This is a genomic window from Streptomyces sp. NBC_00727, assembly GCF_045161745.1.
GTDB lineage: Bacteria > Actinomycetota > Actinomycetes > Streptomycetales > Streptomycetaceae > Streptomyces.
The window spans coordinates 1,080,813-1,100,614 of record NZ_CP108981.1 but is presented as its reverse complement, the minus strand read 5'-3'; the positions used below and the strand labels follow the sequence as shown (position 1 = coordinate 1,100,614).

Sequence of the window (19,802 nt, the reverse complement as noted above, 5' to 3'; positions counted from 1 at the left end):
GAAATCGGTGACCGTCGACCGAAGCCGACATAGGCCTTAGGGTGACCTAACCTAACACCTCAGGGGTGCAGTACGTCGAGGAGCCGACCCACCGCTCCACCGAGCCCCCACCGGGCCACGAGGGCCTCCAGCGCGGCCGGGTCGCGCGGCCCGGCCGGCAGCGCCGGATCGAAGTCCGGCAGCGGTACGTCACCGGCGACCCGCACCACCTTCGGTGCGACGGCCACATAGGCGCGGGCCTCGTCGAGCCGCTTGCGCTGCGAGGGCGTCAGCTTCGCCGCCGGATCGTCCACCGCTGCCATGATCCCGGCCAGATCGCCGAAGGCGTCCAGCAGCTTCGCCGCCGTCTTCTCGCCGACGCCGGGCACGCCGGGCAGCCCGTCGCTCGGGTCGCCGCGCAGCAGAGCCAGGTCCACGTACCCGGGGCCGTCCACCCCGTACTTCTCGCGCAGCCATGCCTCGTCCGTCAGCTGGAGGGTGCCGACCCCCTTCAGCGGGTAGAGCACCCGCACCCCGCGGGCGTCGTCCACCAGCTGGTAGAGGTCCCGGTCGCCGGTGACGATGTCGACAGGCCCGGCCGCCCGCCCGGTCAGCGTGCCGATCACGTCGTCCGCCTCGTACCCCTCGGCGCCGACCCGGGCGATGCCGAGCGCGTCCAGCACCTCCGCGATGACCGGCACCTGTGGGGCCAGCGTGTCCGGCGTCTCCTCCTCGTCGGGCACGCCCGCCCCGGTCTCGACCGCCACCCGGTGCGCCTTGTACGTGGGGATGAGGTCGACCCGCCACTGCGGCCGCCAGTCCGCGTCCCAGCAGGCGACGAGGTCGTCCGGCCGGTGGTCCTGCACGAGGCGGCCGATGAAGTCCAGCAGCCCGCGCACGGCGTTGACCGGAGTCCCGTCCGGCGCGCGCACCGAATCGGGCACGCCGAAGTAGGCGCGGAAGTAGAGGGAGGCGGTGTCGAGGAGCATCAGGCGTCGCGTCACACGCCGATGATGCCGCACGGCACCGACAGCGGCCGCCGCGGACGCGGTCCCCGGAAAACCAGGCCGTTTTATGTGATCCAGGTCACTCTTGCGTTTGCTCCGAGTAAGTGGGGGCAGGCGCGCCATCGGAGCGGACCACGTCGCATTTTCAACCAGTGCACGTGCCATGCGGACGGAAGCCGTGCCGCTCCACGGTCTGCCGGCGGGGGTGGCAGACCGTTCTCGGTTCAACACGTGAGGTGTATGTGTCCACGCTGCAAGCCGAGCACTTGTACAAGGTGTTCGGCAGACGACCCGATCAAGCCGTGCAGAAGCTGCGGGGCGGTACCGGCCGCGACGCGCTGCGCGCCGACGGAACGACCGCAGCGGTGATCGACGCGTCGTTCACCGTTGAACCGGGCCAGATCTTCGTCGTGATGGGTCTGTCCGGCTCGGGCAAGTCCACGCTGCTGCGGATGCTCAACGGCCTGCTGGAGCCCACCTCCGGCCAGGTGCTCTTCGACGGCCAGGACCTGACCGCCCTGAGCCCCGCCGAGCTCCGCCACGTCCGCTCCACCAAGATCAGCATGGTGTTCCAGCACTTCGCGCTCTTCCCCCACCGGAGCGTCCTGGAGAACGCCGCGTACGGCCTGGAGGTGCAGGGCGTCCCGCGCGCGGAGCGCAACCGCCGCGCCACCGAGGCCCTGGCGCTGACCGGTCTGGCCGGCTGGGAGAAGTCCTGGCCCGACGAGCTGTCCGGCGGCATGCAGCAGCGCGTGGGCCTCGCCCGCGCGCTCGCCACCGACGCCGACCTGCTCCTGATGGACGAGTCCTTCAGCGCGCTCGACCCGCTGATCCGCCGCGACATGCAGGACCAGCTCCTGGAGCTCCAGAAGCGGCTGAAGAAGACCATCGTCTTCATCACCCACGACCTCAACGAGGCCATGCGCCTCGGGGACCGCATCGCCGTGATGCGCGACGGCGAGATAGTCCAGCTCGGCACCGCCGAGGACATCCTCGTCACCCCGGCCAACGACTACGTCGCCTCCTTCACCCAGGACGTCGACCGCTCCCGGGTGCTGACCGCCGGCGCGATCATGGCCGAGACGGACACCATCATCGGCTCGCTCTGCGACCAGGGCAAGGAGATACGGAACACCGACGACGTGCTGCGGGCCACCCCGGCCACCGTCACCGAGTCCACGCCGATCATCGAGCTGTTCACGCCCTGCTCGCAGAGCCGCGTCGCGGTCGCCGTGACCGACGACAAGGGCAAGCTCCTCGGCGTCGTGCCCCGCGAGCGGCTGCTCGCCGTGCTCGGCGAGCCGATGCCCCCCGCCCAGGCTCCCCAGGACGCCGCTACCTCGCTGAAGAAGGTGGCCGGTGTTTAGGCTCCATCTCGGCGACTGGGTCGACTCCGCGGTCGACTGGCTCCAGACCCACCTCTCCTGGCTCTTCGACGCCATCAGCTCCGTCGTGAGCGGCATGTTCGACGGCATCGCCGCCGTGCTCTCCGCTCCGGCCCCCCTGCTCTTCGCGGGCATCGTCGCCGTCATCGCCTGGTGGCTGCGCGGCCTGCTCGCCGGAATCCTCGCGTTCGTCGGCTTCGCCCTCATCGACTCGGTCGAGTTGTGGGACGAGGCGATGGACACGCTCACCCTGGTGCTCGTCGCGACGATCGTGACGCTGGTGCTGGCCGTGCCGCTCGGCATCTGGGCCTCCCGCTCCAAGACGGTGAGCGCGGTGACCCGGCCGGTCCTGGACTTCATGCAGACCATGCCCGCCATGGTCTACCTGATCCCCGGTGTGATCTTCTTCGGCGTCGGCGTCGTACCCGGCATCATCGCCACCATCATCTTCGCGCTGCCCCCGGGCGTCCGGATGACCGAACTCGGCATCCGCCAGGTCGACGGCGAGCTCGTCGAGGCGGCCGAGGCCTTCGGCACCACCTCCCGCAACACCCTGCTGCGGGTCCAGCTGCCGCTGGCGCTGCCCACGATCATGGCGGGCATCAACCAGGTCATCATGCTGGGCCTGTCCATGGTGGTCATCGCCGGCATGGTCGGCGGCGGCGGCCTCGGCGGCTCCGTCTACCGCGCCATCGGCAACGTCGACGTCGGCCTCGGCTTCGAGGCCGGTGTCTCCATCGTCATCCTGGCCATGTACCTGGACCGGATGACCAGCGCCCTGGGCCGCGAGGTCTCCCCGCTCGCCCGCCGCGCGCTCGCCAAGGCGCAGTCGATGGCCGGCGGTCTGAAGATCTGGCACCACCGCCCGCAGCCCGTCGTCGCCGTCGCGGGCGTCGTCGCCCTCGCGCTCGTCGCCGGCGGCATGGGGCTCTTCGGCTCCTCCGACGACGAGTCCACGACCGCGTCGGACCCGAAGAACATCGGGGCCGGCAAGAAGATCAGCATGGGCTACATCCCGTGGGACGAGGGCATCGCCTCGACGTTCCTGTGGAAGGAGCTGCTGGAGCGCCGCGGCTTCGAGGTCGACGTCAAGCAGTACGAGGCCGGCGCGCTGTACACCGGCATGGCCGGCGGCCAGATCGACTTCGAGACCGACTCCTGGCTGCCGGTCACCCACGCCTCGTACTGGAAGAAGTACAAGGACCGCCTGGACGACATGGGCTCCTGGTTCGGCCCCACCTCGCTGGAGCTGGCCGTCCCCAGTTACGTCAAGGACGTGAAGTCCCTGTCCGACCTCAAGGGCAAGGCGTCCGACTTCAAGGGCCGGGTCGTCGGCATCGAGCCCAGCGCCGGTGAGACGGGCCTGCTCAAGGACAAGATCCTGCCCGGCTACGGCCTGGACAAGGAGTACAAGGTCGTCGACGGTTCCACGCCGTCCATGCTGGCCGAGCTGAAGCGCGCGTACGCCAAGAAGGAACCGATCGTCGTCCCGCTGTGGTCGCCGCACTGGGCGTACAACCAGTACGAGCTGACCAAGCTCAAGGACCCCAAGAACCTCTGGGGCAAGGGCGACGGCATCCACACGCTGACCCGCAAGGGATTCACCGGGGACAACCCCGAGGTCGGCAAGTGGCTCAAGGACTTCAAGATGAGCGAGGACCAGCTCACCAGCCTTGAGGCCCAGATCCAGAAGAGCGGCTCCGGCAAGGAGCAGGAGGCCGTCCGCACCTGGCTGAAGGCCAACCCGGACGTCGCCGACAAGTGGACCCCGGTGAAGTCCGCCCCCGCCAAGGGCGCGAACGGCAAGGACGAGCGCGACCGCCCCGTCGAGATGGCGTGGTTCCCCTGGGAGGAGGACATCGCCGCCACGTACCTGTGGAAGGCCGTCCTGGAGGACCGCGGCTACAAGGTCAACCTCAAGCAGTTCGAGGTCGGTCCGATGTACACCGCGATGTCGCGCGGCCAGCTCGACGTGCAGTTCGACGGCTGGCTCCCCTTCACCCAGAAGAACTACTGGGACAAGTACGGCTCCAAGCTCACCGACATCGGCTCCTGGTACGGCCCGACCTCCATCGAGGTCGCGGTGCCCGACTACGTCAAGGACGTGAAGTCCCTGGCCGACCTCAAGGGCAAGGCGTCGAAGTTCAAGGGCCGGATCATCGGCATCGAGCCCGGCACCGCCACGATGGAGAACCTCAAGAAGAACGTGCTCCCGGCCTACGGCCTGGACGACGAGTACGAGGTCGTCGACTCCTCGACGCCCGGCATGCTCGCCGAGCTGAAGCGCGCGTACGCCAAGAAGGAGCCCATCGCCGTCCTGCTGTGGACCCCGCACTGGGCGTACAGCGAGTACGGGATGACCAAGCTCCAGGACCCGAAGAAGGCGTTCGGCGAGGGCGACCGGCTGCACACCATCGCGTCCAAGGAGTTCCCGCGGAACTACCCGCAGCTGACGAAGTGGTTCAAGGACTTCAAGATGAGCGAGAAGCAGCTCGCCGGTCTGGAGAACCAGATCCAGAAGCTCGGTACGGGACACGAGGAGGAAGCCGTGAAGGCCTGGATGGAGAAGAACCCGGGCATCGCGGACAAGATGGCTCCCCAGTAGGAGCTCGCACCGGCCCCCACCAGGGCCGCAGCCCGTGAAGGGGTGGGTCGCGCCGACGGCGTGGCCCACCCCTTCCCGCGTGACGGTGCGGTCACTTTCCGGGTCGTCCTGGCGTAACGGTGTGCGCGCGGCGCCCGTAACCGGAAGGATGGCGACGGGAGGGAGCCGGACATGGACGAGAAGGAAACACTCCGGGTGGGCGCAGCGGTCCGCCGACAGCGCAGATCCCTGGGACTCACCCTGGCCGCCGTCGCCTCGCGCAGCGGTCTTTCCGTGCCGTTCCTCAGCCAGATCGAGAACGAACGCGCCAGACCCAGCGCCCGGTCCCTGGACCGGGTCGCCGAAGCGCTGGAGACCACCACCGCGCGGCTGCGCGCCGCCGCGGACTCGGCGCGCGCGGTCGACGTCGTGCGCGCCGCCCACGAGGACGGCGTGCACCGGGTGGTGCGCGGACGCCACCAGCTCAGCGCCCTGGAGTTCACCGGGGAGCTCGACCTCGGGCGCGAGTTCCAGCACCGCAACGACGAGATCATGTACGTCGCAGAGGGCGCCGCCGAGGTGGAGGCCGAGGGCCGGGCCTACCGGCTGGTCCAGGGCGACACCCTCTTCCTGTCCGGCGGGGTCCGCCACCGCTGGCGGGCCACCCTCCCGGGCACCCGGCTGCTGTGCGTCGCGGTCGCCGAACACATCGACGCCACGTCCGACCCCAGGCGCTGACCGCCCGGGACCGCCGGCGGCGGGACGCTCAGGCGGTACGGGCCGCCACCGGCGCCACCGGCGCCTGCGGCGGGGCGAGCAGCGCCCCGCTGAGCAGCCCGCGCACCGTACGCACCCCGGCCACCGCCCACGCCGACACCAGCAGCACGTACAGCGCGACGGCCAGCCAGGTGAACGCGGTCAGCCCCGTGTGCCGCGCCAGGCCCGCCGCGCCCGTCACACACGTGCCGACGGGGAACGTGAAGCCCCACCACGTCATCGAGAACGTCATCCCGCCCCGCGCCGCCCGCACCACCAGCGCCACGGCCAGCGCCAGCCACAGCAGGGCGAACCCCATCACCGGCACCCCGTACAGCACCGCGAAGGCGCGCAGCGCGGAGGCGTACGCGCCCCCGACCGCACCCGGTGCCACATCGGCCAGCGCGTTCACCGCGGTCGTCGACTGCCCGAGCGGACCGAGGACCAGGAACAGGGTCGGCGTCAGGGCGAGCGGCAGCGGGCCCCGGTGCACCAGCCGGCCGAAGACCAGCGGCAGCATCACCAGCGTCGCCAGCAGGCTCAGCCCGAACATCGCGTAGCAGCCCAGCAGCAGCGCCTCCCGCCCCTGGCCGGGCGGGAGCTCCGGCACCAGCAGCGGGCCGAGCGCGGCCGACACCATCGGGGCCACCACCGGCAGCAGCCACACCGGGGACGCCGTGCCCGGCTCGGGCCGGTGGCGCACGATCATGAGGTACGGGACCGCCACGGCCGCCACGAGCCCGGTCACCGTGCCCGCCGTGTACAGGACCACGTTCAGCGCGAGCGCCGCCGGATGCCCGATGACGTCCTTGCCGACGACCATTCCGGAGCCCCCGACCGCGAGCAGCGCCATCGACAGGCAGCCGTAGAACGGCGCGACGGCCGGGTCCGCGAGATGGGCGCGCGCCTGGTCGGGGTGGGCCGCCCAGTGCCCGGCCCGGGCGGCCAGCACGGCGGCCAGCAGCAGCGCCGAGACCACCCACACCGCCGTGCACGCGCCCCGCAGTCCGGGGATGTGCGCGGGCAGCGCGGCTCCGGCGCTCGCGACGATCGCGGTGCCCATGACCGTCGCGTACCAGTTGGGGCCGAAGTGCCGCAGCGCGGGCCGCCGGGCGGCTCCGGAGTACGGGGGGAAGGTGCGGGTCCGCGGATAGGTGGCCATGCCACGATTCTCCCCGGCCGGGTCCGGGCCCCACCAGGGAGCACCGCCCTATGAGGTCATAAGGTGGGCTTATGACCAGCGATCCGCCCGCCTCGCCCGCCCCGCTGTCCCACCGGGTGCCCGACCTCGGCGCGCTGGAGCTGCTTCTCGCCGTCGCCCGGCACGGCAGCCTCGGCCGGGCCGCCCGCGACGTCGGCATCACCCAGCCCGCCGCCAGCAGCCGCATCCGCTCGATGGAACGGCAGCTCGGCCTCGCCCTCCTCGACCGCTCGCCCCGGGGCTCCCGCCTCACCGACGCCGGCGCGCTCGTCACCGACTGGGCGCGCCGGGTCGTCGAGGCGGCCGAGGTGTTCGACGCGGGCGCCCAGGCGCTGCGCGACCGCCGCGACTCCCGGCTGCGGGTCGCCGCCTCCATGACCATCGCCGAATACCTGCTCCCCGGCTGGCTCATCGCCCTGCGCGCCGAACGGCCCGGCACCGCCGTCTCGCTGCTCGCCGGGAACTCCGCGGTGGTCGCCGAGCGGCTGCTGAGCGGCGAGGCGGACCTGGGTTTCGTCGAGGGCCTGTCCGTCCCGGAAGGGCTCGACGGCACCGTCATCGCCCACGACCGCCTCGTCGTCGTGGTCGCCCCCTCCCACGCCTGGGCCCGCCGCCGCAGCCCGCTGACCCCGGGCGAACTGGCCGCGACCCCGCTGATCCTGCGCGAGCACGGCTCCGGCACCCGCCAGGTCCTGGACGCCGCGCTCGCCGTGCACGGCCCGCTGGCCCCGCCGCTCCTGGAACTCTCCTCGACCACCGCCGTCAAGGGTGCTGCGGAGAGCGGCGCGGGCCCCTGCGTCCTGAGCGAACTCGCGCTCGGCGAGGAGCTGTCCGCCCGCCGCCTGGTCAAGGTCCCCATCGCCGGGGCCCGCCTGCGCCGCCAGCTGCGCGCGGTCTGGCCCTCGGGCCACCGCCCCACGGGCCCGGCCCGCGACCTGCTCACGCTGACCCGGTCGGAACCCTCCGGGGGTGCGGCCTAGACGGGTTCCGGCGTCGGCCTCCTGGCCCGACCGGGGCCGGTCCGAGAAAACGGGGCGACGCCGCCCGCCCGGGCACGACACCCTTGCGGGACACGGCACCCCACCGAGAGGACGCCCCATGAGCACAGCGCCGCACCTGAGACGCGCCGGCGCGGACGACGCCGCCGAGGTCACCCGGCTGCGCATGGTCATGTTCGCCTCCATGGGCCTCGTCCCGGAGCCCGGCTGGACCCCGGTGTGCGAGGCGTACTTCCGCGAACGGCTCGCCACCGACCCGCACTTCGTCGCCTATGTGATCGACGCGGGGGACCGGCTGCTGTCCAGCACGGTGGGCCAGTACATGTGGTCACTGCCCCGGCCGGGCCGCGCCCCGTACGTCGGGCACATCGCCTCGGTCGCCACCGACCCCGGCCACCGGCGGCAGGGATACGCCCGCCTGACCTTCCGGGCCGTTCACGACCACCTGGTCGAGGCCGGGTGCTCCCGGATCAACCTGACCGCGACCCCCGAGGGCGAGGACCTGTACCGCTCGCTGGGGTACGGCGAGCCCGGCGGACCCACGCCTCTGACCTGGACGGACACGAGGGAGACGCACCGATGACCACCACCGCGCCGCCCGCCCAGGGTGTCCGCCACCACTGGTCCGACCTGCCCGCCGCTGTTCGCAGCGGCGTCGAGGACATCCTCGGCGCGCCGGTCGTCGAGGCCCGCACCCAGAACGGCGGCTTCTCGCCCGGAGCCGCCGCCCGGGTCCGGCTCGCGAACGGAGGCCGGGCCTTCGTCAAGGCAGTGAGCGCCGAGGTGAACCCGGACAGCCCGGACATGCACCGCGCCGAGGCCCGCGTCACGGCGTCGCTGCCCGCGGACGCCCCCGTGCCCCGGCTGCTCGGCTCGTACGACGACGGCACCCGCGTCGCCCTCGTGCTGGAGGACATCGACGGCCGCCAGCCCCGGGTGCCCTGGGACCGGGCCGAGCTGGACCGGGTCCTGGACGCGGTCGGTGACCTCGCCCGCGTCCTCACCCCCGCCCCGGCCGACGCGCCCTCGGCCGTCTGGGGCAAGTCCTCGCTGTTCGACGGCTGGCGCACCCTGCACGCGGCCGGGGGCGACGCGCGCCTCGACCCCTGGGCGGCCGGCCGCCTCGCCACCCTCGCGGAACTGGAAGCAGGCTGGGCCGAGGCCGCCGGCGGGGACACCCTCGCCCACGGCGACCTGCGCGCCGACAACATCCTGCTCACCGAGGACCGGACCGTCTTCGTGGACTGGCCGCACGCGGTGCGCGCCGCCCCCTGGTTCGACCTGCTGGTGATGCTCCCGTGCGTGACGGCCCAGGGCTACGCCACCGGAGAGGGCGGTCCGGACCCGGAGGCCCTGTTCACCGCCCACCCGCTCGGCCGCGACGCGGACCCCGACGCCGTCACCGCCGTACTCGCCGCCGTCGCCGGATACTTCGCGGAGCACGCGCTGCGCCCCGACCCGCCGGGCCTGCCGACGCTCCGGGCCTTCCAGGCGGCCCAGGGCGCCGCCGCGCTGATCTGGCTGCGCCACCGCCTCGGCTAGGACAGGCCCTAGCGCCCCACCGCCTCCACCAGGCCCCGCACCACGCGCAGGTCGTCGCCCGCCTCCGGATGCCACTGCACGCCCAGCACCCAAGGGGCGCCGGGCAGTTCGACCGCCTCCACGGTGCCGTCCGCCGCGTGCGCCGACGCCACCAGGCCGGTGCCGATCCGGTCGACGGCCTGGTGGTGGTAGGTGGGGACGGCGCACACCTCCGGCACCAGCGACGCGTACCGGGTGCCCGGCACCGGCGTCACCGGGTGCGTACCGAACACGCCCGTCGCCCCGCCCGGGCCGCCGTGACCGTCCAGATGCTGCGTCAGGGTGCCCCCGCGCACCACGTTCAGCAGCTGCATGCCCCGGCACACCCCGAGCAACGGCGTCCCCGACTCCAGCGCCGCACCGATCAGCGCCGCCTCCCAGGCGTCACGCTCTGGCGCCGGCGGCCCGGTGCGCGGGTCGCGCCCCGCCCCGTACCGCGTGGGCTCCACGTCCGGCCCGCCCGCCACCACCACCGCGTCCAGCCGGGCCACGGTCCGCGCCGCGAACTCCGGCGCGTCCGGCGGCAGCAACACCGCCAGGCCACCGGCCTCGCGCACCATCCGGGCGTACCCGGCGGGCAGCAGCGCCGCCGGCACATCCCATACGCCCCAGCGCACCGAGGCCTCCAGGTAGGTACTGATCCCGACCAGCGGACGGTTCACCGGGGCCTCCCTCGTACGGCGCGCGGAACACCCCGGCACCGTACCCACAACCACGGCCCAACCCCTAGATTTGGACCGCCCGCCGGCCCGCGACGAGAGGACCCGTCCGTGTCCGACCGAACAGCCCCGCTCGCCCTCTCAGACCTGCGCCGCCTCGTGCACAGCAGCGAGATCGACACCGTCGTCCTGGCCTTCCCCGACATGCAGGGACGGCTCCAGGGCAAGCGCTTCGCCGCCCCCTTCTTCCTCGACGAGGTCGTGCGCCACGGCACCGAGGGCTGCGCCTACCTCCTCGCCGTCGACACCGACATGAACACCGTCGACGGCTACGCCATGTCGTCCTGGGACAACGGCTACGGCGACTTCGCCATGCGCCCCGACCTCACCACCCTGCGCCGGGTGCCCTGGCACGAGGGCACCGCCCTGGTCCTCGCCGACCTCGCCTGGGCCGACGGCGCGCCCGTCACCGCCGCGCCCCGGCAGATCCTGCGCCGCCAGCTCGAACGCCTCGCCGACCACGGCTACACGGCCCACGTCGGCACCGAACTCGAGTTCATCGTCTTCAAGGACACCTACGAACAGGCGTGGGACCGCGGCTACCGCGACCTCACCCCCGTCAACCAGTACAACGTCGACTACTCCGTCCTCGGGACCGGCCGGGTCGAGCCCCTGCTGCGCCGCATCCGCAACGAGATGGCGGGGGCCGGCCTCGCCGTCGAGTCGGCCAAGGGCGAGTGCAACCCCGGCCAGCACGAGATCGTGTTCCGCTACGACGAGGCCCTGGTCACCTGCGACCAGCACGCCGTCTACAAGACCGGCGCCAAGGAGATCGCCGCCCAGGAGGGCATGGCGCTCACCTTCATGGCCAAGTTCAACGAACGCGAGGGCAACTCCTGCCACATCCACCTCTCGCTGCGCTCCACCACCGGCCCCGGACGCTCCGTCATGGCCGGTGAGGACGGGGAGATGTCACCGGTGATGCGGCACTTCCTGGCCGGGCAGCTCGCCGCCCTGCGCGACCTCTCCCTCCTCTTCGCGCCGAACATCAACTCGTACAAGCGGCTGCGCCCCGGCTCCTTCGCCCCGACCGCCGTCGCCTGGGGCCACGACAACCGGACCTGCGCGCTGCGCGTCGTCGGCCACGGCGCCTCGCTGCGCTTCGAGAACCGGCTCCCCGGTGGTGACGTCAACCCGTACCTGGCCGTCGCCGGACTCGTCGCCGCCGGGCTCCACGGCATCGAGCACAAGCTCGAACTCCCCGAACCCTGCGCGGGCAACGCCTACACCGCCGCGTACGACCAGGTCCCCGCCACCCTGCGCGAGGCCGCCGCGCTCTGGGAGGACAGCGAGATCGCCCGGGAGGCCTTCGGCGCGGACGTCGTGGCGCACTACCGCACCATGGCCCGCGTCGAACTGGACGCCTTCGACGCCGCGGTGACCGACTGGGAACTGCGCCGCTCCTTCGAACGCCTGTGAGTACGACGCCTTCGAGGCCCACGACCGTTGTGAGGACCACGTGATCCACGAGCACCACGTCCTGAACCCGGCGACCGGAGAGACCATCGCCACCGTCCCCGCCACCCCGGCCGCCGGCGTGCACACCGCCGTCGTCCACGCCGTCGCCGCCCAGCGCGTCTGGGCCGCGCTCACCCCCGCCGACCGGGCCCGGCTGCTGCGCCGGTTCGCCGCCGCCGTCGACGCCCGCACCGAGGAACTGGCCCTGCTGGAGGTCCGGGAAGCCGGCCACACCATCTCCGACGCCCGCTGGGAGGCGGCCAACGTCCGCGACCTGCTCGACTTCGCCGCCGGGGGAGTGGAACGGCTCAGCGGCCGGCAGATCCCCGTCCCCGGCGGCATCGACCTCACGATCCTCGAACCCCTCGGCGTCGTCGGTGTCATCGCCCCCTGGAACTTCCCGATGCCCATCGCCGCCTGGGGCACCGCCCCCGCCCTCGCCGCAGGCAACGCGGTGCTCCTCAAGCCCGCCGAGACCACCCCGCTGACCGCGCTCCGGCTCGCGGAGATCGCCCTGGAGGCGGGCCTGCCCGAACACCTCTTCCAGGTGCTGCCCGGCGCCGGCGACGAGGCCGGCAACGCCCTCGTCGAGCACCCCGACGTCGCCAAGATCGTCTTCACCGGCTCCACCCGCACCGGCAAGCGGATCATGGCCAAGTGCGCCGACCGGCTGAAGCGGGTCACCCTCGAACTCGGCGGCAAGAGCCCCAACATCGTCTTCGCCGACGCCGACATCGAGGCCGCCGCGGCCGCCGCACCCGGCTCCTTCCTGGACAACGCCGGCCAGGACTGCTGCGCCCGCACCCGCATCCTCGTCGAGCGCTCCGCGTACGACCGCTTCCTGGAACACCTCGCCCCGGCCGTCGCCGCCCACACCGTCGGCGACCCCGCCGACGAGAAGACGCGGATGGGCCCGCTCATCTCCCGTACCCAACTGGAACGCGTACGCGGCTACGTCCCCGAGGGCGCCGCCGCGATCCGGGGGAGCGCGCCCGACGGCCCCGGCTTCTGGTTCCCGCCGACCGTCCTCACCGGCGTCCCGGCGGACGCGCCCGTCGCCACCGAGGAGGTGTTCGGGCCCGTCGCCGTCGTGCTGCCCTTCGAGGACGAGGCGGACGCCGTCCGGCTCGCCAACGCCACCGACTACGGGCTCGCCGGCTCGCTCTGGACCCGGGACGTGGGCCGCGCCCTGCGCGTGTCCCGGGTCGTACGGGCGGGCAACCTGTCCGTCAACTCCCACTCGGCGGTCCGCTACTGGACGCCGTTCGGCGGGTTCAAGCAGTCCGGCATCGGCCGCGAACTGGGGCCCGACGCCCTCACCGCCTTCACCGAGACCAAGAACGTCTTCCTGAGCACGGAGGCCTGACCGGAATGAGCACGGACCACGAGACCATCTGCCGCCGCCTCGTCGGCCGCACCGCCGTCATCACCGGCGCCGGCAGCGGCATCGGCCTGGCCACCGCCCACCGGCTCGCCTCCGAAGGGGCGCACGTCGTCTGCGGCGACATCGACGCGAAGGCCGGCGAGGCGGCGGCCGAAGCGGTCGGCGGCACCTTCGTACGCGTCGACGTGACCGACCCCGGACAGGTCGCCGAACTGTTCCGGACGGCCGACGACACCTACGGCTCGGTCGACATCGCGTTCAACAACGCCGGCATCTCGCCGCCCGAGGACGACTCCATCCTCACCACGGAACTGGAAGCGTGGAAACGCGTCCAGGACGTCAACCTCACCTCCGTCTACCTCTGCTGCAAGGCGGCCCTGCCCTACATGCGCCGCCAGGGCCGGGGCTCCATCATCAACACCGCCTCCTTCGTGGCCCGGATGGGCGCGGCCACCTCGCAGATCTCGTACACCGCGTCCAAGGGCGGGGTGCTGGCGATGACCCGCGAACTGGGCGTCCAGTTCGCCCGCGAGGGCATCCGCGTCAACGCGCTCTGCCCGGGGCCGGTCAACACCCCGCTGCTCCAGGAGCTGTTCGCCAAGGACCCCGAGCGGGCGGCCCGCAGGCTGGTGCACATCCCGCTCGGCCGGTTCGCCGAGGCGACCGAGATCGCCGCCGCCGTCGCCTTCCTCGCGAGCGACGACTCCTCGTTCGTCAACGCCACCGACTTCCTCGTGGACGGCGGCATCTCCGGCGCCTACGTCACCCCGCTGTAGACCTCTCTCCTAGAGTGGAGCGATGAGCTACCCGACGCCGCCCGGCTGGTACCCGGACACCTCCGTGCCCGGCACCGAGCGCTGGTGGGACGGGACGGCGTGGACCGCCCACACCCGGGCGCCCGCCGCCGCGCCCGTCCCCGCCCCGGCCCCGCAGTACGCGGTGCCGCAGCCGGGCGCCACGGGGAGCGGGGGAGGCGGCAGCGCACGGGCCATCGCGCTCGTGGCGGCCGGAGCGGTCGTCGTCGGCGCCGTCATGACCGGGGCCGTACTGCTCACGGGGAACGACGACCCGGCGACCCCGCAGGCCCACACCTCGCCGTCGCCCTCGCGGACCGGCACCGACGAGGCCCCGGGCGACGACGACCCCTCGCCGGACGGCACACCGGCCGCGCAGGACCCGGACGTGCTCGTCGACCAGCTCAACGGCATCACGCTGCCCATTCCCGACGGCTGGGAACGGCCGGAGCGGACCTCGGGCCAGCTCCTCACCATGCGCACCAAGAACTCCTACGACTGCCCCGGCGCGTCCTCCTCCTTCTGCTACCACGGCACGGTCACCACCCGGACCCCCGGCGGCACCGACGCCACCACGCCCGAGGCCCTGGCCGAGGAGGACATCACCGACGCCGCCGACCGGGCGTACGAGGAGGACGTCGTCGGCCGGCGCATCCACGGCGGCATCACCGCCCACCGGCAGGTCGCCGCGGGCGAGGTCGCCGTGGCCGGCCGCACCGGCTACTACATCCGCTGGAAGGTCACCACGGCCAAGGGCCCCGGCGGCTACGTCCAGTCGCTCGCCTTCCCCTCGGCCGTCGGCAGCGAGTCGCCCGTCATCGTCCGGTACGCCTTCGACGCGGGCCCCGACGGACCGCCGCTCACCCTCATGGACACCCTCACCGAGGGCATCCGGCCCATCGGCGACAGCGCCACGGACGGCGGCGTCGGCAGCTCCGTCGAGCACTCGGCCGACTAGGTCCTGTCTGGAGTTCCCCCGCGGCGTCGCGGCGTCCGGCACCGCCGCCTCCGGCGTTGTCGTCGGTCGCCGACGCTCCTTCCCTCAAGTTCTCGGCTTCGCTCGAACAGGGGAGACCCCATTCGGCTCCCTCCTCCGCCTCGGATTCGACGGCACCGGACGCCGCTCCTTCTCCCGCGCTGGAACTCCAGACAGGACCTAGAGGAACGTACGGCCCTCGCCCCGGTACGTCGGCACGGACGCCGTCACCCGGTCGCCCTCGATCAGGTGCAGCGTGTCGAACCGCTCGCACAGCTCACCGGCCTTCGCGTGCCGGAACCACACCTTGTCGCCGATCAGCAGATCGTCCGCCGGGGAGCCCAGCAGCGGCGTCTGCACCTCGCCCGGCCCCTCCTGCGGGTCGTAGCGCAGCCCCTCCGGGAGATACGGGACCGGCAGCCGGTCCGGCCCGGCCGCGCCCGACGCCGGGTAACCGCCCCCGAGCACCGTCACCACGCCCACGCCCGGCCGCCGCACCACGGGCTGCGCGAACAGCGCGGCCGGGCGGGCGGTGAACGAGGTGTAGTTGTCGAACAGGCGTGGTACGTACAGCCCCGAACCGGCGGCGATCTCCGTCACCGCGTCCTCGGCCGCCGTGTGCTGCACGCTGCCCGTACCGCCGCCGTTCACGAACTCCAGGTCCGCCGCCACCGCCCGCACCGCGCGCACCACCTCGGCCCGCCGCACCGCCAGCTCCTTGCGGGCCGTGGCCTGCATCAGCCGGATCGCCCGGGACCGCAGCGGACGCCCCGCCACCGAGTCACCGACGCCCGCGATATGCCCCTCGTACGCCATCAGGCCGACCAGCCGGAAACCGGGCCGCCGCACCACGGACCTGGCCAGCTCGGCCAGCTGGGCGGGGGAGCGCAGCGGCGAGCGCAGGGCCCCGATCCGGACCCGGCCGCCGAGCATCCGCAGCGAGGTGTCCAGCTCCAGGCAGACCCGGATCTCCTGGGTGCCACCCGCCCGCGCCGCGTCGATCAGGTCCAGCTGGGCATGGTCGTCCACCATCACCGTCACAGCCGCGGCGAGCTTCGGGTCGGCGGCCAGCTCCGCGTACGCCGGCCGGTCGGCGGAGGGGTACGCCAGCAACACGTCCTCGAACCCGGCCCGGGCCAGCCACAGCGACTCCGCGAGCGTGAACGACATGATTCCCGCGAACCCGGGCCGGGCCAGCACCCGCTCCAGCAGGGCCCGGCAGCGCACCGACTTGCTCGCCACCCGGACCGGCTTGCCCGCCGCCCGGCGTACGAGATCGTCGGCGTTGGCGTCGAACGCCTCCAGATCGACGACGGCTACGGGGGCGTCGAGATGGGCGGTGGCCCGGTCGTAACGGGTCCGGTCAGTGGCACGGGCAGTCATGGCCGCAGCTTGCCAGACGGTTCTACCGCTGGGTAGGGGGACGATCCGTGCAGATCGGCCGGTGAGCGGGCCGCCCGCTCCCGCCCGGGTCGCCGCAGCCCGTAGAGTGACGCCCACGCGGCGAGCGGCTCCTGTCTGTGCGGGCGAGGGTCCGCACGCGGTACGGAACGGATCAGGGGGACGGATGAGTACCGAGGCGCAGCGCGCTCCCGTGCCACCCCGCCCGGCGACTCCTCCCCGCCCCTCCCGGCCGCCGTCCCACGCCCCGGAGGAACCCGCGCCGCCGCGCCCGGCGGCACCGCCGCACCTCGCCGCCTGGCCGCCCCCCGCCACGCCGCCGCTCCCCGAAGCGGCGCCCCCGCTCCGCCCCCGCCGCCCGTCCCGCCCGGTGGCCGCCGGTGTCTGCGCGGTGCTCGGCCTCGGGCTCATCGGCGGTGCCGCCGCCGGGAGTTGGCTCATCGGCGGCTCCGACGACGATCCCGCAGCCCGCAGCGCGTACACCGTGGGCCGGGAGGCCTGGCACAGCGTCCCCGTGGACACCCTCTTCCCGCGCACCCTGAAGGGCGACGGCGCGGGGCCGGGCGGCGCCGACCGGGTCTGGACGCGGCTCGCCGTCGCCCCGGACAGCGGCTGCGCCACCGCACTCGACCCGCTGCTCGCCAAGACGCTGCGCACGGTCGGCTGCGCCCACGTCCTGCGGGCCACCTACACGGACGCGACGGCCAGCAACCTCACCACCGTCGGGCTGGTCTTCACCGAGGCGGACCCCGCCGCGATGCGGGCCCTGAGCGCCCGGTTCGCCGACGAGCACCTCGACCGGCGCACCGACCTGCTGCCCCGCACCTACCCCGTGAAGGGCACCCCTGCCGCCTCGTTCGGCGCCCGGCAGCGGGCCAGCTGGTCCGTGCGCGTGCTGACCGAGATCCCCGTCGTCGCCTTCGCCGTGTCCGGGTTCGCCGACGGACGCGCGACCGCCTCGCCCCAGCCCGCCGAGCAGGCCACGGCGTCCGGCGCCACGACCCCCGCCGCGCAGGCCGGCCTCGGCCACGAGGCCAAGGGCCTGACCGACCGCGTCGAACGAGCGCTGCGCACCCACGTGGCCGACCTCACGGAGCAGCCGCGATGACCCGCGCCCGCGTCCTCGGCGCCCTCTGCGCCGCCACCGCCCTCGCCCTGCTCCCCGCGACCCCCGCCGGGGCCGACACCATCCGGGCCCAGCAGTGGGGCCTGGCCGCCATGCACACCGACCGGGCCTGGGCGACCACCCGCGGCAAGGGCGTCACCGTCGCCGTCGTGGACACCGGGGTCGACGGCAGCCTGCCCGACCTCGCGGGCCAGGTCCTGCCCGGCAAGGACCTGATCGGCTTCGGCGCGGGGCGCGGCGACAAGGCCTGGGCCCGGCACGGCACCGCCATGGCCGGGATCATCGCGGGCCGGGGCCACGGCAGCGGACGCGCCGACGGCGTCCTCGGCATCGCGCCCGAGGCGAAGATCCTCCCGGTCCGCGTCATCCTCGAAGCGACCGACCCGGCCCGCGCCGAGGCCCGCAAGACCCGGGGCACGGCCCTCGCCGACGGCATCCGCTGGGCCGCCGACCACGGCGCCGACGTCATCAACCTCTCCCTGGGCGACGACAGCGAGTCCGCGCACCCCGAGCCGGGCGAGGACGCCGCCGTCCAGTACGCGCTGAAGAAGGGTGCCGTCGTCGTCGCCTCCGCCGGCAACGGCGGCGAGAAGGGCGACCACATCTCGTACCCCGCCGCCTACCCCGGGGTCATCGCCGCGGCGGCCGTCGACCGGTACGGCACGCACGCCTCGTTCTCCACCAGCCGCTGGTACGCCACCGTCAGCGCCCCCGGCGACGACATCGTCGTACCGGCGCCCGACCGCAAGTACTACGTGGAGTGGGGCACGTCCGCCGCCGCCGCGTTCGTCTCCGGGGCGGTGGCCCTCGTGGAGTCCGCGCACCCCGGTCTCTCGCCCGCGCAGGTCAAGAAGCTCCTCACCGACACCGCGCGCGACGCCCCCGCCTCCGGCCGCGACGACGCGCGCGGCTACGGGATCGTCGACCCGGCCGCGGCCATCGAGGCGGCCGACCGGCTGAGCCCCGCCGACGCGCGCGACGACTCCGCCCCGGCCGGTTACCGCAAGCGGTACTTCGGCGCCGGGCCCACGCCCGAGCCGGAGGACGACGGCCCGGCCGGCCGGCTCGCCCCGGTGGCCGGCGGCCTCGGCGTGCTCCTGCTCGTGGCGGGCGTGCTGCTGTGGCGCGGCCGCTCGCCGTTCACCCGGAACCGCTGACCGGGCGCCGCCGGCCAGGCACTACGCTCGCCGTGTGGCGCAGAAGAACATTCCGGACCCCGGTTACTCCGACGACGACGGCACCGCCGACCCCGCCCTGGCCTCGGCGCTCGCCGCCTGGGCCGAGGACCGCACCGCCGTGGCGCCGGTCCTCGAAGCGCTGAAGGGAGCCCGGCTCCTGGTCCCGGTCGTCGCCGTCCTCGGCGAGGTGGAGGAGGACGAGAGGGGGCTGCGGCGCGAGAAGACGAGCGACATGGCCGTGCCCACCCTCCAGGCCGGGGGCCGCCGCGCCCTGCCCGCGTTCACGTCCACCGCCTCGCTGGCCCGGTGGGACCCGCAGGCCCGCCCCGTCGCCGTACCCCTGCACCAGGCGCTCCAGGCGGCCGCGCACGAGAAGGCCGACACGGTGGTGCTCGACCTCGCCGGTCCGGTGGCCTTCGAGCTGACCGGGGCCGCCCTGCGCGCCCTCGCCGAGGGCCGTACCAGCGCGGACCCGCTGGACGACCCCGCCGTCACCGCCGCCGTCCGCGCTGCGGTCGCGGCCGAGCCCGCCGTGCTCCGCGCCCATCTCGGTCCCGGCAGCGCCGACGGCACCCTGGCCCTGGTCCTCGCGGCGGACGCCGACCCGGCGCGGGCGGCGGGCCGGGTCGCCCGGGCGCTGGCGGCCGACGAGGTACTGCGCGCCCGGCTGGTCCGGGGCCTGGACCTGGCGCTGCTCCCGGCCGGGGCGCACCCGCCGGGTGAGCCCCTGTTCACGCGTTGATCGCCTGTACGGCGCAGTGATGAGCCCCCTGCCGGAAGGACCGGCAGGGGGCTCACTCACGTACGGAAGGGAAGGGTTCAGCCGAAGACCGGGCCGGTGTACTTCTCGCCCGGGCCCTGGCCCGGTTCGTCGGGGACGAGCGAGGTCTCGCGGAAGGCGAGCTGGAGGGACTTCAGGCCGTCGCGCAGCGGGGCCGCGTGGAAGGAGCTGATCTCCGTGGTGCTCGCGTCCAGCAGGCCGGCCAGCGCGTGGATCAGCTTGCGGGCCTCGTCGAGGTCCTTGTGCGCGTCGCCGTCCTCGGTCAGGCCGAGCTTCACGGCGGCGGCGCTCATCAGGTTGACGGCGACCGTCACGATGACCTCGACGGCGGGCACCTCCGCGATGTCGCGGGCCATCTCGTCGAAGCCGGGGGAATCACTGCTGGGGGTCGCGTCACTCATGCGCCTTACGATAGGCCCACGGCGCCGGCCCTCCGCCCGCGGGAGCCGGTGCGTACGCCGGTTGGTGCCCGCCCGGCCGAGCTGCTAACCTTG

18 protein-coding genes are annotated in these 19,802 nt (G+C 73.6%); 13 read left to right on the top strand and 5 right to left on the bottom strand.

Annotated elements, in window-relative coordinates:
* Window positions 1-59: 59 nt before the first annotated feature.
* Complete coding sequence (locus OG242_RS04745; RefSeq protein ID WP_405901505.1) at window positions 60-968, bottom strand: 5'-3' exonuclease H3TH domain-containing protein; 909 nt, start codon at window positions 966-968, stop codon at window positions 60-62.
* Between the two features lie 320 nt (window positions 969-1,288).
* Here OG242_RS04745 and OG242_RS04740 point away from each other — a divergent pair, with 320 nt between their 5' ends.
* From OG242_RS04740 to OG242_RS04730, 3 genes are all read left to right on the top strand, one after another.
* The gene (locus OG242_RS04740; protein ID WP_405901504.1) at window positions 1,289-2,353 is read left to right on the top strand and encodes a glycine betaine/L-proline ABC transporter ATP-binding protein; all 1,065 of its coding nucleotides are present in this window, start codon (window positions 1,289-1,291) and stop codon (window positions 2,351-2,353) included.
* A complete protein-coding gene (locus OG242_RS04735) occupies window positions 2,346-4,976 on the top strand; it encodes an ABC transporter permease/substrate binding protein (RefSeq protein WP_405896939.1) in 2,631 nt (876 codons plus the stop codon). The genes OG242_RS04740 and OG242_RS04735 overlap by 8 nt, the downstream gene beginning before the upstream one ends.
* Window positions 4,977-5,147: 171 nt before the next feature.
* A complete protein-coding gene (locus tag OG242_RS04730) occupies window positions 5,148-5,693 on the top strand; it encodes a helix-turn-helix domain-containing protein (protein WP_405896938.1) in 546 nt (181 codons plus the stop codon).
* A 28-nt stretch (window positions 5,694-5,721) separates the two neighbouring features.
* Here the strand turns inward: OG242_RS04730 and OG242_RS04725 are convergent, their stop codons facing one another.
* Window positions 5,722-6,873, bottom strand: coding sequence for a TDT family transporter (locus tag OG242_RS04725; RefSeq protein ID WP_405896937.1), 1,152 nt, complete (start codon window positions 6,871-6,873; stop codon window positions 5,722-5,724).
* A gap of 71 nt (window positions 6,874-6,944) precedes the next feature.
* Here OG242_RS04725 and OG242_RS04720 point away from each other — a divergent pair, with 71 nt between their 5' ends.
* The 3 genes from OG242_RS04720 to OG242_RS04710 all read left to right on the top strand — a co-directional run bounded on the left by OG242_RS04720 (window position 6,945) and on the right by OG242_RS04710 (window position 9,452).
* Window positions 6,945-7,892, top strand: a complete 948-nt coding sequence (locus OG242_RS04720; protein ID WP_405896936.1) for a LysR family transcriptional regulator — start codon at window positions 6,945-6,947, stop codon at window positions 7,890-7,892.
* Between the two features lie 118 nt (window positions 7,893-8,010).
* Window positions 8,011-8,493: a GNAT family N-acetyltransferase gene (locus tag OG242_RS04715; protein ID WP_405896935.1), complete on the top strand. Its 483-nt coding sequence runs from the start codon at window positions 8,011-8,013 to the stop codon at window positions 8,491-8,493.
* Window positions 8,490-9,452 (top strand): aminoglycoside phosphotransferase family protein, encoded by a 963-nt coding sequence (locus tag OG242_RS04710; protein WP_405896934.1) that lies wholly within the window; start codon window positions 8,490-8,492, stop codon window positions 9,450-9,452. Before OG242_RS04715 ends, OG242_RS04710 begins: the two co-directional genes overlap by 4 nt.
* Before the next feature lie 8 nt (window positions 9,453-9,460).
* On the opposite strand, the gene OG242_RS04705 is transcribed toward OG242_RS04710, so the two are convergent.
* Entirely contained in the window at window positions 9,461-10,153 is a 693-nt protein-coding gene (locus OG242_RS04705) for a gamma-glutamyl-gamma-aminobutyrate hydrolase family protein (RefSeq protein WP_405896933.1), read from the bottom strand.
* Window positions 10,154-10,261: 108 nt separating this feature from the next.
* Between OG242_RS04705 and OG242_RS04700 the strand changes: the two genes are divergently transcribed.
* From OG242_RS04700 to OG242_RS04685, 4 genes are read left to right on the top strand one after another with little or no spacing between them, the layout of a single operon-like run.
* Complete coding sequence (locus OG242_RS04700; protein WP_405896932.1) at window positions 10,262-11,629, top strand: glutamine synthetase family protein; 1,368 nt, start codon at window positions 10,262-10,264, stop codon at window positions 11,627-11,629.
* A 40-nt stretch (window positions 11,630-11,669) separates the two neighbouring features.
* Window positions 11,670-13,034, top strand: a complete 1,365-nt coding sequence (locus tag OG242_RS04695; RefSeq protein ID WP_405896931.1) for an aldehyde dehydrogenase family protein — start codon at window positions 11,670-11,672, stop codon at window positions 13,032-13,034.
* A gap of 5 nt (window positions 13,035-13,039) precedes the next feature.
* Window positions 13,040-13,828 carry a 3-oxoacyl-ACP reductase gene (locus OG242_RS04690; RefSeq protein ID WP_405896930.1) on the top strand — a complete coding sequence of 263 codons (789 nt, stop codon included), beginning with the start codon at window positions 13,040-13,042 and terminating at the stop codon, window positions 13,826-13,828.
* Between the two features lie 22 nt (window positions 13,829-13,850).
* Entirely contained in the window at window positions 13,851-14,804 is a 954-nt protein-coding gene (locus OG242_RS04685) for a DUF2510 domain-containing protein (RefSeq protein WP_405896929.1), read from the top strand.
* A 198-nt stretch (window positions 14,805-15,002) separates the two neighbouring features.
* On the opposite strand, the gene OG242_RS04680 is transcribed toward OG242_RS04685, so the two are convergent.
* The gene (locus tag OG242_RS04680; RefSeq protein WP_405896928.1) at window positions 15,003-16,205 is read right to left on the bottom strand and encodes an amino acid deaminase/aldolase; all 1,203 of its coding nucleotides are present in this window, start codon (window positions 16,203-16,205) and stop codon (window positions 15,003-15,005) included.
* Window positions 16,206-16,593: 388 nt separating this feature from the next.
* Between OG242_RS04680 and OG242_RS04675 the strand changes: the two genes are divergently transcribed.
* From OG242_RS04675 to OG242_RS04665, 3 genes are read left to right on the top strand one after another with little or no spacing between them, the layout of a single operon-like run.
* Window positions 16,594-17,331 carry a hypothetical protein gene (locus tag OG242_RS04675; RefSeq protein WP_405901503.1) on the top strand — a complete coding sequence of 246 codons (738 nt, stop codon included), beginning with the start codon at window positions 16,594-16,596 and terminating at the stop codon, window positions 17,329-17,331.
* On the top strand, window positions 17,328-18,506 hold the full coding sequence (mycP, locus tag OG242_RS04670; protein WP_405896927.1) for a type VII secretion-associated serine protease mycosin: 1,179 nt from the start codon (window positions 17,328-17,330) through the stop codon (window positions 18,504-18,506). The genes OG242_RS04675 and mycP overlap by 4 nt, the downstream gene beginning before the upstream one ends.
* A gap of 34 nt (window positions 18,507-18,540) precedes the next feature.
* Window positions 18,541-19,269 carry an SseB family protein gene (locus tag OG242_RS04665; protein ID WP_405896926.1) on the top strand — a complete coding sequence of 243 codons (729 nt, stop codon included), beginning with the start codon at window positions 18,541-18,543 and terminating at the stop codon, window positions 19,267-19,269.
* Window positions 19,270-19,346: 77 nt separating this feature from the next.
* On the opposite strand, the gene OG242_RS04660 is transcribed toward OG242_RS04665, so the two are convergent.
* Window positions 19,347-19,709 (bottom strand): DUF1844 domain-containing protein, encoded by a 363-nt coding sequence (locus OG242_RS04660; protein WP_405896925.1) that lies wholly within the window; start codon window positions 19,707-19,709, stop codon window positions 19,347-19,349.
* Between the last annotated feature and the right edge of the window lie 93 nt (window positions 19,710-19,802).